Below are 19756 nucleotides of genomic sequence, written 5' to 3'. Positions count from 1 at the left end.
CTGATGACCGGGCGGGCGCCCGACGGTCCGGGCCTGCTGCGCAACTTCGTCGGCGGCGAGTTCGTCGACGCCGGGCGCCGGTTCACCAAGCGCAGCCCGGTCACCGGCGAGCCGGTCTTCGAGGTCGTGGAGGCCGACCGGGCGCGCGTGGACGACGCCGTCGCCGCCGCGCGGGCGGCGCTGCGCGGGCCGTGGGGCCGGATGGGGGAGCGGGAGCGCGCCGAGGTGCTCCGCCGGGTCGCCGACGAGCTGGAGCGCCGCTTCGACGACCTGGTCACCGCCGAGGTCGCCGACACCGGCAAGGCCATCTCGCAGGCCCGCACCCTGGACATCCCGCGCGGCGCGGCGAACTTCCGCGCCTTCGCAGAGATCGTGGCGACCGCGCCGACCGAGTCCTTCACCACGGTCACCCCGGCCGGCGGCCGGGCGCTGAACTACGCGGTCCGCAAGCCGGTCGGCGTGGTCGCGGTGATCGTGCCGTGGAACCTGCCGCTGCTGCTGCTCACCTGGAAGGTCGCCCCGGCCCTGGCCTGCGGCAACGCGGTGGTGGTGAAGCCCAGCGAGGAGACTCCCGCCTCGGCGACCCTGCTCGCCGAGGTGATGGCCGCCGCCGGCGTGCCGGACGGGGTGTTCAACCTGGTGCACGGCTTCGGCCCGGACTCGGCCGGGGAGTTCCTCACCCGCCACCCGGGGGTCGACGCGATCACCTTCACCGGCGAGTCGGCCACCGGCGGCGCGATCATGCGGGCCGCCGCCGACGGCGTGAAGGCCGTCTCCTTCGAGCTGGGCGGCAAGAACGCCGGGCTGGTCTTCGCCGACGCCGACCTCGACGCGGCCGTGGCCGGATCCGTCCGCTCCAGCTTCACCAACGGCGGGCAGGTCTGCCTCTGCACGGAGCGGATCTACGTGCAGCGCCCGGTGTTCGAGGAGTTCACCGCCCGGCTCGCCAAGCGGGCCGGGGAGCTGCCGTACGGCTGGCCGGCCGACGAGGCCACCGTCAACATGCCGTTGATCTCGCACCAGCACCGCGCCAAGGTGCTCGGCCACTACGACCTCGCCCGCGCCGAGGGCGCCGAGGTGCTGGCCGGGGGTGGCACGCCGGCCTTCGGCGACGCCCGCGACGGCGGCGCGTACGTGCAGCCGACGGTGCTGACCGGGCTGGGCCCGGACGCCCGCACCAACACCGAGGAGATCTTCGGCCCGGTGGTGCACGTCGCCCCGTTCGACGACGAGGACGAGGCGTACGCGCTGGCCAACGGCACCGAGTACGGCCTGGCGGCGACGGTCTGGACGCGGGACGTCGGGCGGGCGCACCGGGCCGGGGCCCGGCTCGACGCCGGCATCGTCTGGGTGAACACCTGGTTCCTGCGCGACCTGCGCACCCCGTTCGGCGGGGTGAAGGCGTCCGGGATCGGGCGCGAGGGCGGCGTGCACTCGCTCGACTTCTACTCCGAACTCACCAACGTCTGTGTGGACTTCTCATGATCGATTACGAGGCCGCGGCCCGGGAACTGGTCGACGCGCGGGAGAGCGGGAAGCCCTGCCCGCCGCTGCGCGGGCGGCTGCTGCCCGAGGGGGACGTCACCTCGGCGTACCTCGTCCAGCAGCTCCAGGTGCGGCAGTGGTTGCAGCGGGGCCACCGCCGGGTCGGCGCGAAGATCGGGCTGACCTCGCGGGCGGTGCAGGAGGGCCTCGGCGTCTACCAGCCGGACTTCGGCGTGCTGATTGACGCGATGGCGGTGCCGGACGGGGCCGAGGTGGCGATCGACCGGCTGCTCCAGCCCCGGGTGGAGGCGGAGGTCGCCTTCGTGCTCGGCGCGGACCTGCCCGACGAGCGGGTCACCACCGCGGACCTGGTCCGGGCGGTCGACCACGTGCTGCCGGCGATCGAGATCGTCGACTCGCGGGTCGCCGGCTGGGACATCTCCATCGTGGACACCGTCGCCGACAACGCCTCCAGCGGCCTGTTCGTGCTGGGCACCACGCCGCGCCGCCTCGCCGACGTGGACCTGCGGCTGTGCGGGATGGTCCTCGAACACGCCGGGGAACCGGTGTCGGTCGGCGCGGGCGCGGCCTGCCTGGGCAACCCGTTGCACGCGCTGGAGTGGCTGGCGCAGACGCTGGCCCGCTCCGGCGATCCGCTGCGCGCGGGCGACGTGGTGCTCTCCGGGGCGCTCGGCCCGATGGTGCCGGTGACCCCGGGCGCGGCGTACGAGGCGCGGGTCTCCGGCCTCGGCTCGGTCCGGACGTGTTTCTCGTCGTCGGAGGAGGCGGCATGACTGTCGGGGTGGCGGTGATCGGGTCCGGCAACATCGGCACCGATCTGATGATCAAGGTGCTCCGGCTGAGCGACAGCCTCCGGATGGTGGCGATGGCCGGCATCGACCCGGCCTCCGACGGCCTGGCCCGGGCCCGGCGCCTCGGCGTGGCGACCACCGCCGAGGGCGTCGACGGGCTGGTCGCGATGCCCGAGTTCGCCGACGTCGAGCTGGTCTTCGACGCCACCTCGGCCGGCGCGCACCGGCACAACGACGCGGTGCTGCGGGGGCACGGCCGCACCGTGGTCGACCTGACCCCCGCCGCCGTCGGCCCGTACGTCGTGCCCCCGGTCAACCTCGACGAGCACCTGCACGAGCGCAACGTCAACATGGTGACCTGCGGCGGGCAGGCCACCGTGCCGATCGTCGCCGCCGTCGGCCGGGTCACCCCGGTCGCGTACGGGGAGATCGTCGCCTCGATCGCCTCGAAGTCGGCGGGGCCGGGCACCCGGGCGAACATCGACGAGTTCACCGAGACCACCGCCCGGGCGATCGAGGTGGTCGGCGGCGCCGAGCGCGGCAAGGCGATCATCGTGCTCAACCCGGCCGACCCGCCGCTGCTGATGCGGGACACGGTCTACTGCCTCTGCCCGGACGCCGACGCCGACCGGGCCGCGATCGCCGCCTCGGTGGCGCGGATGGTGGCGACCGTCCAGGAGTACGTCCCCGGCTACCGGCTCAAGCAGGACGTGCAGTTCGACCGGGTCGACACGTACGTGCCGTCGCTGGGTCGGCACCTGACCGGGTTGCAGGTCTCCGTCTTCCTGGAGGTCTCCGGCGCCGGGCACTACCTGCCGGCGTACGCCGGGAACCTGGACATCATGACCTCGGCCGCGCTGCGCACCGCGGAGCGGCTGGTGGCCCTGCGCGCGGCGGACCGCGACGCCGCCGTGGAGGTGACCGCATGACCGACCTGTACATCCAGGACGTGACGCTGCGCGACGGCATGCACGCCATCGCCCACCGCTACACCGTCGACCAGGTGCGCACCATCGCCGCCGCGCTCGACGCGGCCGGGGTGGCCGCCATCGAGGTGGCGCACGGCGACGGGCTCGCCGGCTCCAGCGTCAACTACGGCCACGGCGCGGCCAGCGACGCCGAGTGGATCTCGGCGGCGGCCGAGGTGCTGACGACCGCGAAGCTGACCACCCTGCTGCTGCCCGGCATCGGCACCATCGCCGACCTGAGGGCGGCGAAGGCGCTCGGGGTGACCAGCGTGCGGATCGCCACCCACTGCACCGAGGCGGACATCTCCGCCCAGCACATCTCCTGGGCCCGCGAGAACGGCATGGACGTCTCCGGCTTCCTGATGATGTCGCACATGAACGATCCGGCCGGGCTCGCCGCCCAGGCCAAGCTGATGGAGTCGTACGGGGCGCACTGCGTCTACGTCACCGACTCCGGTGGCCGGCTGCTGATGTCCGACGTGGCCGAGCGGGTCGACGCGTACCGGCAGGTGCTGGAGCCGGCGACGCAGATCGGCATCCACGCCCACCACAACCTGTCGCTCGGGGTGGCCAACAGCGTGGTCGCGGTCGAGCACGGGCGGATCCTCGGCGACGGCCCGCTCGGCGCGCCGCACGGCCGGACGGTGCGTGTGGACGCCTCACTGGCCGGGCAGGGCGCCGGCGCCGGCAACGCGCCGTTGGAGGTCTTCGTCGCCGTCGCCGAGCTGCACGGCTGGAAGCACGGCTGCGACGTCTTCGCGCTGATGGACGCCGCCGACGACGTCGTCCGGCCGTTGCAGGACCGGCCCGTGCAGGTCGACCGGGAGACGCTCTCGCTGGGGTACGCCGGGGTCTACTCCAGCTTCCTCCGGCACGCCGAGCGGGCCTCGGAGAAGTACGGCGTGGACGTCCGGTCGATCCTGGTCGAGCTGGGCCGGCGCCGGATGGTCGGCGGGCAGGAGGACATGATCGTGGACGTGGCGCTGGACCTCGCCGGCAAGGAGGAATCGCTGTGAGCGCGAGGAGTGAGCCGGTTTTGCGAGCCCCGCAGTCGCGAACGGAGGTGGCACGGTGATCGGCCCGGACACGGCGGGGATCGCCGAGCGGTTGGGCGCGGCGGCCGACACCGCCACCGCGATCCCGCAACTGGCGGCCGAGGCCGGCCTGGACGTCGACGCCGCGTACGCGGTGCAGACCGCGCTGCTGCAGCGCCGGCTGGACCGGGGCGAGCGGTTGGTCGGGCTGAAGATGGGCCTGACCAGCAAGGCGAAGATGGCCCAGGTCGGTGTGGACGAGGTGATCTGGGGCCGGCTCACCGACACGATGCGGGTGCCGGACGGCGGCACGGTCGAGGTCGGCGACTACATCCATCCCCGGGCCGAGCCGGAGGTGGCGTTCCTGCTGGACCGGCTCCCCGAGCCCGGCGAGCCGGTCGGCGACTTCACCGACGTGGTCCGGGCGGTCGCCCCGGCGATCGAGCTGATCGACTCCCGGTACGCGAACTTCACCTTCTCGCTGCCGGACGTGGTCGCCGACAACGCGTCGGCCGCCGCGTTCGTGGTCGGGCCGTGGTGCCCGGTGCCGGACGGGCTGGACAACCTGGGCGTGCTGCTGGAGGTCGACGGGCGGGTGGCCCAGGTCGGCTCGACCGCGGCGATCCTCGGTGACCCGCGCCGGGCGCTCGACGAGGGCATCCGCCTCGCGGGCCGGCACGGGGTGCGCCTGCGCGAGGGCTGGGTGTTCCTGGCCGGCGCGGCCACCGCCGCCGTGCCGCTGCGTCCGGGGGCGCACGTCCGGGCCGTGGTGGAGAAGCTCGGCACCGCGTCGCTGCGGGCGTCGTCGTGATCGGGGTGGGGGGTTCCGGGCAGCCCGCCCAGCTCCGGGCGGTCAGGCTTGATCCCTGCGCCGGGCGGGCTGCCCGGAACCCCGTCGTGGTCGCCGCTCCGGCGTCCCTGCCAGGTGGTGGGTCATGAGCGGGACCGAGGCGCGCGTCGTGGCGGGGAAGGCCGTGCCGCGGGGGGCGTTCCCGCACGTCAAGGTGGCGGGTGGGTTCGTCTTCGTCTCCGGTACGTCGTCGCGGCGGCCGGACAACACCTTCGCCGGCGTCGAGGTGGACGAGTTCGGCACCACCAACCTCGACATCCGGGTGCAGACCCGGGCGGTCGTCGAGAACATCCGGGACCTGCTGCGCTCGGTCGGCGCGGACCTGTCCGACCTCGTACAGGTCACCACCTATCTGGTCAACATGAACGACTTCGGTGGCTACAACGAGGTCTGGGCGGAGTTCTTCGACGCGACCGGCCCGACCCGCACCACGGTGGCGGTGCACCAGTTGCCCCACCCGCACCTGCTCATCGAGATTCAGGCCGTGGCCCTTCTTCCCTCGGGAGGTCAGTCATGAGTGAGATCGCCGAGCCGTTCAGCTTTCCGGGCTGGATTGCCGAGAACCAGCACCTGCTCAAGCCGCCGGTGGGCAACAAGGAGATGTTGCCGGGCAGCGACGACTTCATCGTCATGGTGGTGGGCGGGCCCAACCAGCGCACCGACTTCCACGTCGACCCGTACGAGGAGTTCTTCTACCAGGTCAAGGGCAACATGCACGTCAACCTGATGACCCCGGAGGGGCCGCGGACGGTGCACATCCGCGAGGGCCAGATGTGGATGCTGCCGCGCAACACGCCGCACTCGCCGCAGCGGCCGGAGGCCGGCTCGATCGGGATGGTCATCGAGCGGGTACGCGAGGAGGGCACGCTGGAGAGGTTCCAGTGGTACTGCCCGGAGTGCAGCCACAAGGTGCACGAGGTCGAGTTGCAGGTCCGCGACATCGCCGCCGACCTGCCCCCGGTCTTCCAGGCGTTCTACGCCGACGAGAAGGCGCGCACCTGCGACAACTGCGGCGCGCTGCACCCGGGCAAGGGCTGATGGGGGTCCCCGCCGAGGGCCTGCCGGGGCAGGCGCGGTTCCCGGTGGTCGACGTGCACACGCACGTCGTACCGAGGGGGTGGCCGGACCTGGCCGCGGCGTGCGGCGGGTCCGGCTGGCCCTGGCTGCGGGTCGACTCCGAGCGCGCCGCCATGATCATGGTGGGGGAGACGGAGTTCCGGCCGGTCGGCGCGGAGTGCTGGGACGCGCCGACGCGGCTCGGCGACATGGCGGCGGACGGCGTCGACGTGCAGGTCGTCTCGCCCACCCCGGTCTTCTTCGGCTACGACCGCCCCGCCGACCAGGCCGCGAAGGTCGCGCGGATCTTCAACGACCTCACCCTGGAGGTCACGGCCGCCGGCGGCGACCGGCTGGTGCCGTTCTGCCAGGTGCCGTTGCAGGACGCGGACGCCGCCTGCGCCGAGCTGGACCGCTGCCTCGCAGCCGGGCACGCGGGCGTGGAGATCGGCAACCACGTCGGCGACCGCGACCTCGACGACGCCGGGATCGTGCAGTTCCTGACCCACTGCGCCGAGGTCGGCGCGCCGGTCTTCGTGCACCCGTGGGACATGCCGGGCGGCCCCCGGCTGGACCGCTGGATGGCCCGCTGGCTCACCGGCATGCCCGCCGAGACGCACCTGTCGGTGCTGGCGCTGATCCTCGGCGGCGTCTTCGACAAGGTGCCCGACACGCTGCGGATCTGCTTCGCCCACGGCGGTGGCAGCTTCCCGTTCTGGCTGGGCCGCGCCGACAACGCCTGGCACCGCCGGGGCGATCTGGTACGCGGATCCTCCGCCGCCCCGCCCAGCTCCTACGTCGACCGGTTCCGCGTCGACTCGGTCGTCTTCTCCGGGCCGGCGCTGCGGCTGTTGGTCGACACGATGGGCGCCGACCGGGTGCTGCTCGGCAGCGACTACCCGTACCCGCTGGGGGAGCGGCCGGTCGGGCGGGTGGTGCGCGAGGCGGACTTCCTCACCGACGACCAGCGCGCCAAGCTGCTCGGCGGCAACGCCCTGCGCTTCCTCGGTCGGTAACGGGACGGGGCAGGAGTGCCGTACGTCGCACGGGCGCGTTCGGCGAGGGACCGGCCGGTTCCGGCGTGCCGGGGGACCTGGGCCCCTCGCCGGGCCGGCCGGTCGTGTCGTCCGGCAAAGCGGCGGCCGGACCAGGCAGGATGACGGGATGGCCGAGCCGCACGACCTGACCGCGCTGGAGCAGGCCGGCGCGATCGCCCGCGGCGAGCTGTCCAGCGTCGAGCTGGTCGAGCACCACCTCACCCGGGTCGACGCGCTCGGCGACACGGTCGGCGCGTTCGTCACGGTCACCCCGGAGCTGGCCCGCGCGGCGGCCCGCGCCGCCGACGCCGCGCCCGCCGGGGACCGCGGCCCGCTGCACGGCGTGCCGACGGCGATCAAGGACCTCACCCTTACCGCCGGGGTGCGCACCACCTTCGGCTCGGCCGCGTTCGCCGACTTCGTGCCGCCCGTCGACGCCGACGTGGTCCGGTTCATGCGCGCGGCCGGGCTGGTCAGCCTGGGCAAGACCACCACCTCCGAGCTGGGCTGCTCGCTCTACTCCGAGGGGTTGGTCGCCCCGCCGGCCCGCAACCCGTGGGACCTGGCGTACACCGCCGGGGGCTCCAGCGGCGGGGCGGCGGCGGCCGTCGCGGCCGGGCTGGTGCCCGTCGCCCAGGGCTCCGACGGCGGCGGCTCGCTGCGCATCCCGGCGTCGCTGTGCGGGCTGGTCGGCTACAAGCCGAGCCGGGGCCTGGTCCCCGGCGGCCCCGTCGGGTTCGGCGCCTACGGCCTGCCGACCAACGGGCCGGTCGGGCGGACGGTCGCCGACGTGGCGGCCCTGCTCGACGTGCTGGCCCAGCCGGTGCCCGGCGAGCCCTACCTGGCGCCCGCCCCGCCGGCCGGCGGCTTCCTCGCCGCGGCCCGGGCGGCGGAGCCCGGTCGGCTGCGGGTGGGCCGGTTCACCGCCCCGATGCTCGCCGAGGAACCGGTCCACCCCGACTGCGTCGCCGCCGTGGACCGGGCCGCCGCGCTGCTCACCGCCGCCGGCCACGAGGTGGTCGACGTCCCCGCGCCGCTCGGGCCCGCGGTGTGGCCGCTGTTCGAGATCGTCTGGTACGTGCTGGCGCTCGCGCCCGTGCCGCCGGAGCGGGAGGGCGATCTGCTGCCGCTGACCCGCCACCTGCGCGCCCGGGGTGCGGAGGTCTCCGCCGGCACCCTCACCGCCACGCTCGGCGAGCTCCAGGCGCAGGTGCGCCTCGGTGTCCGGCGCACCGCCGGGTGCGACCTGCTGCTCTGCCCGACGCTCGCCGCGCCCCAGGCCCCGGTGGGCTGGTTCGCCGAGGGCGGCGACCCGGCGGAGGATTTCGACCGGCAACGCCGGTTCTCGCCGTACTGCGCCGTCTTCAACGTCACCGGCGATCCGTCGGTTTCGCTGCCGGTCGGCGTCACCGCCGAGGGGTTGCCCGTGGGAGTCCTGCTCACCGGCCGGTACGGCGACGACGCGAGGTTGGTCGCCACCGCTGCGCAACTGGAGAACTCCAGTGGCGGGTGGGAACGCCACCCCGCAATCTGGCGGACCGTCGGCTCCGCTAACGTGAATGGCAGCGGAGTCGGGCGGTCGACACCATGATCGTCCACCCGACCCGGATTTTCGAGGTCTCTTCTTCCGCCTGGGGGCGTTGGGATTGTCTGTAACCGAGACGTTGCTGGTCTTCGTCGGCATCCCGGCCGCCGCTGTGCTGGTGATCGCCGGCCTGGCGTACGCCGGTAGCCGTGGTGGCGGCGGTGGCGGCGACAAGCGCTACCGGCCGGGCCGGCCCTTCGACTTCACTCCGGTCTGGTTCCTGGGCCGTCCGGAGCAGCTGGCCGACTCGGCCGGCACCGCCCTGGCAGCGGGCGCGCAGGCGCCGGCGCTGACCAGCCGCAAGCAGGAGAAGGCCGGCATCGAGGCGCCGGCCGGTGGAACCGGAGGCGCAAGTGACCGTTGGTGAGAAGCAGGTCGGGACGGGGAATCCGCCCGAGGTGCTGGACGGGCCGTTCACGACCCGCCAGCTGCTGCGCATCGACGAGGCCCTGCGCCTGGCCGACCAGGGCACCGGCCTGGTCTTCTCGGTGTTCGTCGGCGGCCTCGACGAGCCGATCCGGGAGCACGCCGAGCGGCTGCACCGCCAGCTCGCCGAGCCGGACCGGTCGGTGCTGATCGCGGTGTCGCCCAACCAGCGCCAGCTGGAGATCGTCACCGGCCGGCACGCCCGCAAGCGCATCCCGGACACGTACGCCCGGCTCGCTGCCCTGTCCATGGTGGCGGCCTTCGGCGGCGGCGACCTGGCCGGCGGCATCATCAACGGCCTCGACCAGCTCGCCAGCCACGCCGGCAAGGGCTGAGCGCCCCCGTTCACACCGAAGCCCGGTCCGCCAGTGCGGACCGGGCTTCGTCGTGAGCGGACCCGGGCGGTCGGGCCGGCGCGGGTCTCCCCACGCCGGCCCCGGCCTGTCGGACCTGCTCAGGCGCTCCGGGCGTCCCTGGCGCGGGCCTTGAGGGCCCGGACGACGCCGTCGCGGCCCTCGGCGACCAGCCGGCGCAGCGGGGCCGGGTGCCCGTCGGCGGCCAGCCACGCGTCGGTCGCCGCCACGGTCTCGTCCTCCACCAGGTACGTCGGGTACGCCAGCTGCGCGAACTCCTGCGCCGGCTCGCTGTCCCGGCTGGCCCACACCTGACCGACCACGGCGAAGTACTTCTCCCGGTACGGCGCGGTCAGCTCGACCTGCGCCGCGTGGGTGAAGCCCTGCAGCAGCGCCCGGTGCCGCCAGTTCGGCAGTGCCTCCGGCCCGGTCAGCTCCGCCCAGACGGCGGCCTTGTTCTCCGCCGTCGGCACCAGCGCGTGCGCGTGCGCCGCCTCCCGGTCGCCGCTGGCCGTCCGGTCGGTGGCCAGCTCGGCCTCGATCTCGGCGGGACCGGCCGCGCCGTTGGCGACCAGCGCGTCCAGCACCGTCCAGCGCAGCTCGGTGTCGACGGTCAGCCCGGCGGGGACGCCGCTGCCGGCAAGCCAGCCGCGCAGGGTCGCCAGGTCCTCGGCGGAGCGGGCCGCCGAGGCGTACGCCCGGGCCCACGCGAGCTGGAAGCCGCTGCCCGGCTCGGCGGCGGCCAGCGCGGTGCGGGCGGTGCGGGCCAGCTCCGCCCAGCCGGTCGGCGCCCAGGCCGGGTCGGCGTAGACGGTGAGGGTCGTGGTGGCCTGCCGCAGCGTCGCGGTGACCAGGTTGATGTCGGTCTCGGCGGGCAGCCCGGCCAGCACCAGCGCCACGTAGTCGCGGGCGGCCAGCTCGGCGTCCCGGGTCATGTCCCAGGCGGCCGTCCAGCAGAGCGCGCGGGCCAGCGACGACTCGAGCCCGGCGATGTGCTGCACCACGGTGGCCATCGACCGCTCGTCCAGCCGCAGCTTGGTGTAGGTGAGGTCGTCGTCGTTGAGCAGCAGCACGTCGGCGGCGCGCACGCCGCGCAGCTCGGCCAGCTCCGTCCGCTCGCCGGTCACGTCGACCTCGATGCGCTCGCGGCGGACCAGCCGGCCGTCGGTCAGGTCGTAGAGGCCGACCCCGATCCGGTGCGTGCGCAGCGTCGGGTGCCCGGCCGGCGCCTCCTGGCGTACCACGACGTTCTCGTAGGCGCCGTCCGTCCCGATGGTCACCTCCGGCCGCAGCGTGTTGACCTGCGCGGTCTCCAACCACTGCGCGGCGAACTTGCGCAGCTCCCGGCCGGAGGCGGCCTCCAGCTCGGTGAGCAGGTCGTCGAAGGTGGCGTTGCCCCACGCGTGCTTGCCGAAGTACGCCCGCAGGCCGGCCAGGAACGGCTCCTCGCCCACGTACGCGACCAGCTGCTTGAGCACGCTGGCGCCCTTGGCGTAGGTGATCCCGTCGAAGTTGACCTCGACGGCCTCCAGGTCCGGCATCTCGCAGTAGACCGGGTGGGTGGAGGAGAGCTGGTCCTGCCGGTAGCCCCAGTTCTTGCGGATGGAGAGGAAGGTCGTCCACGCCTCGCGGAACCGGGTCGCGTGGGTGTTGCACCAGTGGCTGGCCCACTCGGCGAACGACTCGTTCAGCCACAGGTCGTTCCACCAGCGCATGGTGACCAGGTCGCCGAACCACATGTGGGCCAGCTCGTGCAGGATCGTGTTGGCCCGCTGCTCGTACTCGAAGTCGGTCACCTGCGAGCGGAAGATGTAGTGCGCCTCGGCGTGCGTGACGCAGCCGAAGTTCTCCATCGCGCCGGCGTTGAAGTCGGGCACCCAGAGCTGGTCGTACTTGGGCAGCGGGTAGCGGACGCCGAACTGCTCGTGGAAGAAGTCGAAGCCCTGCTTGGTGATCAGGAAGAGGTCGTCCGAGTCCATGTACTGCGCCATGGAGGCGCGGCAGTACGCGCCCAGGTCGATGCCGTCGTGGCTGTCCCGCACCTCGTGGTACGGGCCGGCGCAGAGCGCGGTGATGTAGGTGCTCATCCGCACGGAGGTGACGAAGTGCACCGTCTTGAGGCCCTCGCCCGCCGGTTCCTCGCGCTCCACCGGCATGTTCGAGACCACCTTCCAGTGGTCCGGGACGGTGGCGTGCCAGGTGTAGACGCTCTTCAGGTCGGGCTGGTCGAAGCAGGCGAAGACCCGCTGCGCGTCCGCCGTCTCGAACTGGCTGTAGAGGTAGGTCTCGCCGTCGACCGGGTCGACCGTGCGGTGCAGGCCCTGCCCGCTGTTCGAGTACGCGAAGTCCGCGTCGACCACCAGCGTGTTCTCGCGGCCCAGCCCGGACAGCGTCAGACCCTTCTCCGCCGACCAGCCGCCGAGGTCGACCGGGGCGCCGTTCAGCGTCGCCGACCGCACCGAGTCGGCGGCCACCTCGATGAAGGTGCTCGACCCCGGCTCGGTGCACCGGAACCGGATCTCGGTGGTGGATCGGAAGGTGCGACCCTCGGCCGCCTGGACGGCGGTCGAGAGGTCCAGACTGATGTCGTACCCGGTCACGTCGAGCAGGCGGGCCCGCTCGGTGGCCTCGACCTGCGTCAGGTTGCGCACTCCCGGCACTGTTCGTCTCCATCCCGTCTCGCCGTACGCCTCGTTGGCGCCGTCACCGACCGCTCGTGACGGCCGGATTCGAGTCTTCCATGCACGAACACCCCGCGGTGGGCGAGGTTACGCTCTCATTCCGGTGTCGGTCGATGGCCGGCGGGGTGAAGATCAGGGAAGGCGCCGGAGGCCGGCGCCACCTGTCGTGAAAGGGACCCACCGTGAGCGAGCGTGTCGCCGTAGACATGTGGTTCGACCCCATCTGCCCGTGGGCGTGGATCACCTCCCGCTGGCTGCTGGAGGTCGAGCAGGTCCGGGACGTGGACGTCCGCTTCCACGTGATGAGCCTGTCGGTGCTGAACGAGGGCCGGGAGGTGCCCGAGAAGTACCAGGAGCTGATGCGCACGGGCTGGGGGCCGGTGCGGATCTGCATCGCGGCCGAGCAGCGGTACGGCCAGGAGGCCGTCCGGAAGCTCTACACCGCGCTGGGCACCCGGATCCACCTCGGGGAGGAGAAGCTCTCGCCGGAGCTGTTCGCGGCCGCGCTGGCCGACGCCGGGCTCGACCCGGCGCTGGCCGAAGCCGCCGAGAGCGCCGGTTACGACGAGGCGCTGCGGGCCAGCCACGAGGCCGGCATGCGCCCGGTCGGCACCGACGTCGGCACCCCGGTGATCCACGCGCCCGGCCCGGACGGCGGCATGGTCGCCTTCTTCGGCCCGGTGGTCACCCCGCGCCCGAAGGGCGAGGCGGCGGGTCGGCTCTGGGACGGCGTCCTGCTGGTCGCCGGCACCCCGGGCTTCTACGAGCTCAAGCGCTCCCGCGAGCTCGGCCCCATCTTCGACTGACCTCCACGGCGGTCGCGAGCCGTGCGCCGGCCGGACGGGCGCACGGCTCGCGGGCCCGGGATGCCGCCGGTCGGGCGCCGTGCGCCGACGTGCGCGTTGCGGCCGGGTGCCGCCGTGCCCGCTGCGGCCGGGGTGCCGACGTGCCCGCTGCGGCCGGGGTGCCGCCGTGCGCGCTGCGACCTGGCGGAGCCGCGGCCTGGCGGAGCCGCGGCCTGGCGGGGCGCGGTCCCCGGCGTCACCGGGGGGCCGGCGGACTCGTTCTCTTCGGTGTCCGCCGCAGCGACCCGCAGGGCCGCACCCCGCAGCTCGTGGAGGCAATCCCGATGGCCAAGCACCGTGCTTCCGGTGACGATCCGTTGACCGGGGAGGAGGTGACCGACGGCCCGGAGTCGGCGTACTGGTCGGTCGACGACTCCCGCTGGCCGGCGGTCCGCCCCGACCTTCCCGCACACATGGTGGACCTGCTCGCCCCGCCGATCGTGGTCGGCGTCGCCCGCGTGCCGGCCACCTCCCGGCTCACCCCGCCCGCCGAGCACCGGCGGAACGCGCCCGCCGACCAGCGGCCGACGTCGGCGGCCGAGCAGCGACGCAACGCGCCCGCCGACCACCGGCTCGGCCCGCCGGCCGAGCAGCGACGCAACGCGCCCGCCGACCACCGGCTCGGCCCGCCGGCCGAGCAGCGGCGCAACGCGCCGGCCGAGCACCGGCCGCCGTCGGCGGCCGGGCCGCGGACGATCGTGCCCGCCGCGCCGGGCGGGTCGGGTCGGCGACCGGCGGGCGCTCCCGCGTCGGCCGGCCGGCACCGCCTGCCGGCGAAGTAGCCACCGCCTGCCGGCGAAGTAGCCACCGGCGGGCGGGGACACGGCCTGCCGGCGGCGTGGCCGCCGCACCACCCGAAGCGACGGCCCCGGCACGGCCGCTCTTTCATCTGGTGGACGCCGCGCGGGTCCCGCCGCACCGGCAGTCGCGTCGCCGGTAGCGTGGTCGCACATGACGGTCGTGCATCCGATCGCCCGGGCCTGGATCACCACTGGCGGCACCGGCGCGCAGAACTACGACGAGTTCGCCGACGACGCGGAGATCACCGCGATCATCGAGGCGAACCCGCACAGTGCCCTCGGCATCGAGATGCCGCACCGGGCGCCGGAGAGCCTGGGGAAGTCCTTCCTCGACGCCCTGCCGGACGCGGTGACCCGCCTCGCCGAGGCCAAGGCCGACGGCAGCTACACCCCGGCCGAGCAGGTCGTGGTCCTCTACCGGATCAGCGCGCCGGGGGAGGAGACGGCGTACGGGCTCTGGGCCATGACCGACACCGACCAGATCTCCACCCGGGCCGACGAACCCGGTCTGGTCATCCGCAACGAGGACGTCTTCATCGCCAAGGTGCGGGAGCGGGTGGCGCTGGCCGAGGCGCTGGGTCACCTCCTCTCGCCCGTACTGCTGCTCCAGACCGGGCGCGGCGACGAGCTGCACGCCGCGCTCGCGGCGGCGACCGACGCGGCCGGGGCGCCCGCGGCGACCGACACCGACCAGGCCGGGCGCACCCACGCCATCTGGCTGCTCGGCCCCGGCCCGCAGCAGGACGAGCTGACCGCGCTCGCGGGCGGCGGGGAGCTGGTCGTGGCCGACGGCAACCACCGCAGCCTGGCCGCGCAGACCGGCGGGCTGCCGCGATTCCTGTCGGTGATCACGACGCCGGCGTCGGTGGCGATCCAGCCCTACAACCGGCTGGTCAGCGAGCTGACCACCACCGCCGACGAGCTGCTCGACCGGCTCCGCGCCGCCGGCGCGGAGGTCACCCCGATCGACGGACCGGTCGAGGTCCCGGCGGCCGGCGGCACCGTCCACCTCCGCCTCCCCGGCCGGGGGTACGCCGTCACCCTGCCGCAGGTGGGCGGCGGCCGGCTGGAAAACCTGGACCACGCGCTGGTCGAGCGGCTGCTGCTGCGTGACGCCCTCGGGCTCGACCCGGGCGACAAGCGGATCACCTACGTCGGCGGCGACTACCCGGCGAGCTGGCTGACCGGAGAGGTCGACGCCGGTCGGGCCGAGCTGGCCGTCCTGATCGCCCCGGTGACCGTGGACGACTTCGTGGCCGTCAACCTGGCGCGGGAGAAGATGCCGCGCAAGAGCACCTGGTTCACCCCGAAGGCGCGCGGCGGCCTGGTGGTCGCCGAGCTGTCCCGCTGAGTTGTGACGAATCCGCCCCGGGACGCCGCCCGCGCGGCGTCCCGGGCGCGCGCCCTGACAGACTGCGCGGTATGCGCGTCTACCTGGGATCCGACCACGCCGGTTTCGAGCTGAAGGTGCACCTGGTCAACCACCTGACCAAGGAGGGGTACGACGTCGTCGACGTCGGCCCGCACGCCTACGACCCGGACGACGACTACCCGGCCTTCTGCCTGCACACGGGTGACCGGGTGGTGGCGGACGCCGGCAGCCTCGGAGTGGTCATCGGCGGCTCCGGCAACGGCGAGCAGATCGCCGCGAACAAGGTGACGGGGGTCCGCGCGGCCCTCGCCTGGAGCATCGAGACCGCCCAGCTCGCCCGCGAGCACAACGACGCGAACATCGTCGCGGTCGGCGCGCGCCAGCACACCCTGGACGAGGCGACGGCCATCGTCGAGGCGTTCCTGACCACTCCGTTCTCCGGCAACGAGCGGCACGCCCGCCGGATCGGCCAGATGGCCGACTACGAGCGCACCCGCCAACTGCCCGCCCTTCCCTGACCCGCCGCCTCCCACCCCGCGCCGTCTCCCTGCCCGGCGCACCTGACGGCGCCGGTCCCGGATCCTGGTACGGAGCGGCCCCGTGGGGTCACCTCCGAACCAGGATCGCCGGGCGGGAGCGGGCGGCGCGGGTCGGCGTCGGTTGCGGCACGGTTCGCCGTCGGTTGCGGTCTGGTGTCAGCGGCGGGGAAGGTCCTCGCGGGGCGTCCAGTTCCGGCGGATGACCACCACGCGTTCCTCGGCAGCGGCCAGGTCCTCGTCGGTCGGCTGGGCGGCGTCGCGGGCCCGCATCGCCGCCGTCACGCTCACCTGGGACGAGCCGGAGCCGACCAGGCCGCGCAGGCCGCGCTCCCCCTCGTCGCCCGGGCCGCCCCGGCGACCGCGCGCGGGCTCGGCGCCGCCGTCGTGCACGCCCGGGGTCGTGGCCTGCGGCCCCTCGGGCGCGCCCGAGGGGCCACCCGAGTGCCGTAGCCGGCGGCGCCGTCGCTCCACGTCCCCCATCAGCCGACCGTACCGCCCGAGGCCCACCGCCGCCGGCCCGCCCGCCCGCCGGTGCTCCGGGGGCGGGACGACGGGTCGGGCGCGACGTCGACGCCTGGCCGCCGAGCGGTCAGAACACGTCCATGCCGGCGGGGGCCCGGTGCCAGCCGAAGGCCGGGCCCGCGCCGGCCAACGCGCCGGGGCGCAGCTCGCGTACCCGGCCGGCGGCGGCGAGCGCGGCCAGCCCGGCCCCACCCAGGTACAGCTCGCCGAGGCAGCGCACGTCGCAGGCCAGCTCGGCCGGCCGGTCCGTCGGCGCGCACGCGGCCCGCTCCGGTCCGCCGCTCAGGTGCCAGCGGCCGGCGTTCTCGGGGAGCAGGTCGTCGGTGACCTCGATCACCACGTCGACCCCGGTCGCGTACCGGCGGGCGGCGAGCGCGGCGGGCACGTCCACCACCCGCAGCCAGAGCGCGTCGATCAGTTGCGCGCCCAGCCGGCGCGGCTCGTTGACCAGCCGCAGCAGCGGCTCGTCCACCGCGCCCGCCCCATAGGAGAGCTGCCCGGTCAGGTCGAGCGAGAGCAGCATTTGCCACATCGCCGCGTACGCCGCCGGGGTGGCGGTCACCACCTCGTCGACCGTGGTGATCCCGTTCGGCCCGGTGCTCTCCCAGTTCGCGCGCGTACGGAAGAGCCCGTACCCGTCCACGCCGTCCGGCCCTTCGTGCAGCACCGCCCGGCGCTCGGTGGCGCCGCCCCGTCGGTCGGCCTGGTCGCTGAGCACGTACCGCCACCATGCCTCGTCGCGGCTGGACCAGCCGGGACGCTCGGGGCGCACCCGGTCGTACACCCGGGCCAGCTCGGCCCGGCAGTCGGCGGGCGCGGCCAGGCGCAGCCGGCCCTCCGCGGGCGTCGGGTCCGGCATCCGCAGCGCGACGGTGGCGCACTGGACGGAAAGCCGCTGGGCGGCCAGGCCGTAGCCGAAGCGCGGGTAGATCCCGCCTTCGCTGGCCCACAGCACCGCCACCGGTTCCCGGCCCTCGTCGCGCACCTGCCGCAGCTGTCGCACCATGAGCTGGGTGAGCAGTCCCCGGCGTCGGTGGGTGGGTGCGACGCCCACCCCGCTGACATGGGCGGCCGGCACCCGCGCGCCCGGCACGGTGAGTTCCCGGGTGAACGCCCGTGCGGTCGCCACCACCTCGCCGCCGTCCCGGACGAGCAGCGTGCGCTCGGGCTCGAAGAGTGCCCGCTCGATCTCGTGTGCCTCGGGGTCGGGCGGGGCGTGGAAGAGGTGGCCGAGCAGCCGGGCCAACTCGTCGAAGTCGTCGGCTCGGGCGGTCCCGACCGCGAGTGGGGGTTTCGTCACCCCGCTGTGTCTAGCCGATCGGTGCGGGCTCGGCGACCGATTTGCCGGCTGGCTACCCTCGAAGCCGGACGGTGGCCGGTGGTCGCCGTCGGTCCAGGGGAGGGACGAGATGGCCGACCAGACACAGCCGTGGGCCGAGCGGACCGTCGAGGTGCCGCCGCAGCCCGGTGTCGGGGTGCCGCCGCAGCGCGACGCGTACCGGCGGGGGGTGGCCTCGGTCGGGCAGCCCCGGGCTCCGCGCACCGAACCGTTCCCCGTGGTCGGGCAGGAGCCGACCGGCGCGGGCTGGCCCGACGGGCCGGCGCCGCGGCGCCCGCTGAGCTGGCACGTCGCGCAGCTCAAGCGCGGCGGCGAGTGGAGCGCCGCCGGGGCGCTCTTCGCGTTCGTCTGCTGGGGGATCTGGGCGATCTCGGGCGGCGGCGACCTGGCCGGGCCACTGTTGATCTTCGTGCTGAGCCTGCTGGTGGCGGCCGGTCTCTTCGCGTTGGCCCGGCTGCTCGGCCGCGTGGTGCTGGAGCGGCAGCTGGGCCGGGTGCGCCGCAGCGCGCGCGGGGCGCACATGGTCACGGCGGTCTTCCTGGCCGGCCTCGGCATCGCCTACCTGCAACAGACCGAGTGGGTCGTGTCGGCCTGGAACTGGATCACCGGGAACTGACCGGACCGCGGTCATCACCGGGACCGACCGGAGAAACCGCATCACTCCGGGGCTGACCGCACGCGCGGGCGGGTCGGCGTCCGCCGCCCGCCCGCGCACCCGGTCGCGTGTCGCGACCCCGGTCGTTCTCCACTCCACCAGGTCGGCCGCTGCTTACCCGGCGGGTCGCGGTTCATCCGCGCCCGGGCCGGCCTGACCCGGTGGTCAGTGCTTGCCGCCGTGGCCCTCCGCGTCCGCCTTCGGGTCAATGGGGCTGCGGTACCCCGGGTGGTCCTGGCGCAGAAAACGGGAGGTCGCCGCCCGGTGCGCGGCGGTATGACCGACGCGGGATGGGCCAGGACATTGCCGCTCATCGATATGTGTCCATAGGATTCCGCCATCGGATGCCGGCGCGTCGACCCCCGCGCGCCGCGAAGCTCGGGGAGGCTCCCATGGTCCGTTGGCGCAGACTCATCGGCCGGCTGGCCGCCGCGTTGGTGGCGGTCACCGCCGGCTCGTTCGTCCTGGCCGTTCCGGCCGGTGCCCGGCCCGCGTCGGACGTGACGCCGTACGTCGTCGGCGGCACCCTCGCCGCGCAGGGCGAGTTCCCCTTCATGGTCCGGCTGTCGATGGGCTGCGGCGGCTCTCTCTACAGCCCCCGGCTGGTGCTGACCGCCGCGCACTGCGTCGGCGGGACCGGTGCGAACACCAGCATCACCGCCACCCTCGGCGTGGTGGACCTCCAGTCGTCGAGCCGGATCCAGGTGCGGTCCGACTACGTCTACCGGGCGCCCGGCTACAACGGCAACGGCAAGGACTGGGCCCTGATCCGGCTGGCCACCCCGGTGACCACGCTGCCCACGCTCAAGATCGCCACCAGCACCGCGTACGACAACGGCACCTTCACGGTCGCCGGGTGGGGCGCCACCCGGGAGGGCGGCGCGCAGCAGCGCTACCTGCGCAAGGCGACCGTGCCGTTCGTCAGCGACGCCACCTGCAACTCCTACTACGGCGGCCAGATCATCCCGAACGAGGAGATCTGCGCGGGCTACGCCAGCGGCGGCGTCGACACGTGCCAGGGCGACTCGGGCGGCCCGATGTTCCGGCGGGACGCGTCCAACGCCTGGATCCAGGTCGGGATCACGAGCTGGGGCAACGGCTGCGCCCGGCCCAACTACCCCGGCGTCTACACCCAGGTGAGCACCTTCGCCCCGGCGATCGCCTCGGCGGCGGCGAGCCTCGGCGGCTAGTCGCGGGAATGGTCCGCGGGGACCCGGCCGGCCCGTCCGGCCGGGTCCCCGCGCGTGTCCGCCCTCGCGACGCCGACTACCGGACGTGATCCGCCCTGCGTGGTCGGGTGACGAGAGCGTGCCGCGCGGCCCCGTCCCGGCCCCGACCGCCCGGGCGGCGGCGGGTGCGGAATCGTCGTGCCCGGCCGGCGGGGTCCGGCGGATCGG

20 protein-coding genes are annotated in these 19756 nt (G+C 74.4%); 17 read left to right on the top strand and 3 right to left on the bottom strand.

The annotated features are described in order from the left end of the window. The first annotated feature begins 3 nt into the window (after positions 1-3). The 11 genes from ABT006_RS20270 to ABT006_RS20220 all read left to right on the top strand — a co-directional run bounded on the left by ABT006_RS20270 (position 4) and on the right by ABT006_RS20220 (position 9588). Positions 4-1485 (top strand): 2-hydroxymuconic semialdehyde dehydrogenase, encoded by a 1482-nt coding sequence (locus ABT006_RS20270; protein WP_350708717.1) that lies wholly within the window; start codon positions 4-6, stop codon positions 1483-1485. Continuing rightward, positions 1482-2279 (top strand): 2-keto-4-pentenoate hydratase, encoded by a 798-nt coding sequence (locus ABT006_RS20265; protein WP_350708480.1) that lies wholly within the window; start codon positions 1482-1484, stop codon positions 2277-2279. The genes ABT006_RS20270 and ABT006_RS20265 overlap by 4 nt, the downstream gene beginning before the upstream one ends. Continuing rightward, positions 2276-3226, top strand: a complete 951-nt coding sequence (locus ABT006_RS20260) for an acetaldehyde dehydrogenase (acetylating) (RefSeq protein WP_350708478.1) — start codon at positions 2276-2278, stop codon at positions 3224-3226. The genes ABT006_RS20265 and ABT006_RS20260 overlap by 4 nt, the downstream gene beginning before the upstream one ends. Continuing rightward, positions 3223-4281: a 4-hydroxy-2-oxovalerate aldolase gene (dmpG, locus tag ABT006_RS20255; protein WP_350708476.1), complete on the top strand. Its 1059-nt coding sequence runs from the start codon at positions 3223-3225 to the stop codon at positions 4279-4281. The genes ABT006_RS20260 and dmpG overlap by 4 nt, the downstream gene beginning before the upstream one ends. A 55-nt stretch (positions 4282-4336) precedes the next feature. Beyond that, a complete protein-coding gene (locus ABT006_RS20250) occupies positions 4337-5110 on the top strand; it encodes a 2-keto-4-pentenoate hydratase (RefSeq protein WP_350708474.1) in 774 nt (257 codons plus the stop codon). 124 nt (positions 5111-5234) lie between these two features. Continuing rightward, a complete protein-coding gene (locus ABT006_RS20245) occupies positions 5235-5666 on the top strand; it encodes a RidA family protein (protein WP_350708472.1) in 432 nt (143 codons plus the stop codon). Then, on the top strand, positions 5663-6187 hold the full coding sequence (locus ABT006_RS20240; RefSeq protein ID WP_350708470.1) for a 3-hydroxyanthranilate 3,4-dioxygenase: 525 nt from the start codon (positions 5663-5665) through the stop codon (positions 6185-6187). The genes ABT006_RS20245 and ABT006_RS20240 overlap by 4 nt, the downstream gene beginning before the upstream one ends. Further along, a complete protein-coding gene (locus ABT006_RS20235; RefSeq protein WP_350708468.1) occupies positions 6187-7221 on the top strand; it encodes an amidohydrolase family protein in 1035 nt (344 codons plus the stop codon). Before ABT006_RS20240 ends, ABT006_RS20235 begins: the two co-directional genes overlap by 1 nt. A 148-nt stretch (positions 7222-7369) precedes the next feature. Then, positions 7370-8833, top strand: a complete 1464-nt coding sequence (locus tag ABT006_RS20230; RefSeq protein ID WP_350708466.1) for an amidase — start codon at positions 7370-7372, stop codon at positions 8831-8833. Positions 8834-8882: 49 nt separating this feature from the next. Next, complete coding sequence (ctaJ, locus tag ABT006_RS20225) at positions 8883-9194, top strand: aa3-type cytochrome oxidase subunit CtaJ (RefSeq protein WP_502891007.1); 312 nt, start codon at positions 8883-8885, stop codon at positions 9192-9194. Beyond that, a complete protein-coding gene (locus ABT006_RS20220; RefSeq protein WP_350708464.1) occupies positions 9181-9588 on the top strand; it encodes a DUF5130 family protein in 408 nt (135 codons plus the stop codon). Before ctaJ ends, ABT006_RS20220 begins: the two co-directional genes overlap by 14 nt. Positions 9589-9707: 119 nt before the next feature. Here the strand turns inward: ABT006_RS20220 and pepN are convergent, their stop codons facing one another. Next, positions 9708-12257 (bottom strand): aminopeptidase N, encoded by a 2550-nt coding sequence (gene pepN / locus ABT006_RS20215; RefSeq protein WP_350708462.1) that lies wholly within the window; start codon positions 12255-12257, stop codon positions 9708-9710. A 212-nt stretch (positions 12258-12469) separates the two neighbouring features. On the opposite strand from pepN, the gene ABT006_RS20210 reads away from it, so the two are divergent. From ABT006_RS20210 to ABT006_RS20195, 4 genes are all read left to right on the top strand, one after another. Beyond that, positions 12470-13093: a mycothiol-dependent nitroreductase Rv2466c family protein gene (locus ABT006_RS20210; protein ID WP_350708460.1), complete on the top strand. Its 624-nt coding sequence runs from the start codon at positions 12470-12472 to the stop codon at positions 13091-13093. Positions 13094-13416: 323 nt separating this feature from the next. Continuing rightward, on the top strand, positions 13417-13914 hold the full coding sequence (locus ABT006_RS20205) for a hypothetical protein (protein ID WP_350708458.1): 498 nt from the start codon (positions 13417-13419) through the stop codon (positions 13912-13914). Positions 13915-14083: 169 nt separating this feature from the next. After that, positions 14084-15283, top strand: a complete 1200-nt coding sequence (locus ABT006_RS20200; RefSeq protein WP_350708456.1) for a DUF1015 family protein — start codon at positions 14084-14086, stop codon at positions 15281-15283. Between the two features lie 71 nt (positions 15284-15354). Beyond that, positions 15355-15822 carry a ribose-5-phosphate isomerase gene (locus tag ABT006_RS20195; RefSeq protein WP_350708454.1) on the top strand — a complete coding sequence of 156 codons (468 nt, stop codon included), beginning with the start codon at positions 15355-15357 and terminating at the stop codon, positions 15820-15822. A gap of 177 nt (positions 15823-15999) precedes the next feature. Here ABT006_RS20195 and ABT006_RS20190 read toward each other — a convergent pair whose 3' ends face one another. Together ABT006_RS20190 and ABT006_RS20185 are read right to left on the bottom strand one after the other, a co-directional pair. Further along, on the bottom strand, positions 16000-16323 hold the full coding sequence (locus tag ABT006_RS20190) for a hypothetical protein (RefSeq protein ID WP_350708452.1): 324 nt from the start codon (positions 16321-16323) through the stop codon (positions 16000-16002). A gap of 109 nt (positions 16324-16432) precedes the next feature. Next, positions 16433-17665, bottom strand: coding sequence for a GNAT family N-acetyltransferase (locus ABT006_RS20185; protein WP_350708450.1), 1233 nt, complete (start codon positions 17663-17665; stop codon positions 16433-16435). A gap of 109 nt (positions 17666-17774) precedes the next feature. On the opposite strand from ABT006_RS20185, the gene ABT006_RS20180 reads away from it, so the two are divergent. Together ABT006_RS20180 and ABT006_RS20175 are read left to right on the top strand one after the other, a co-directional pair. Further along, complete coding sequence (locus ABT006_RS20180; protein WP_350708448.1) at positions 17775-18320, top strand: hypothetical protein; 546 nt, start codon at positions 17775-17777, stop codon at positions 18318-18320. 431 nt (positions 18321-18751) lie between these two features. Further along, positions 18752-19549: a S1 family peptidase gene (locus ABT006_RS20175; RefSeq protein WP_350708446.1), complete on the top strand. Its 798-nt coding sequence runs from the start codon at positions 18752-18754 to the stop codon at positions 19547-19549. Positions 19550-19756: the final 207 nt, after the last annotated feature.

The organism is Micromonospora sp. NPDC002717 (assembly GCF_040295705.1).
GTDB lineage: Bacteria > Actinomycetota > Actinomycetes > Mycobacteriales > Micromonosporaceae > Micromonospora.
Note: the sequence above shows the minus strand (reverse complement) of the source record. Positions and strands in the feature narration are given on the sequence as shown.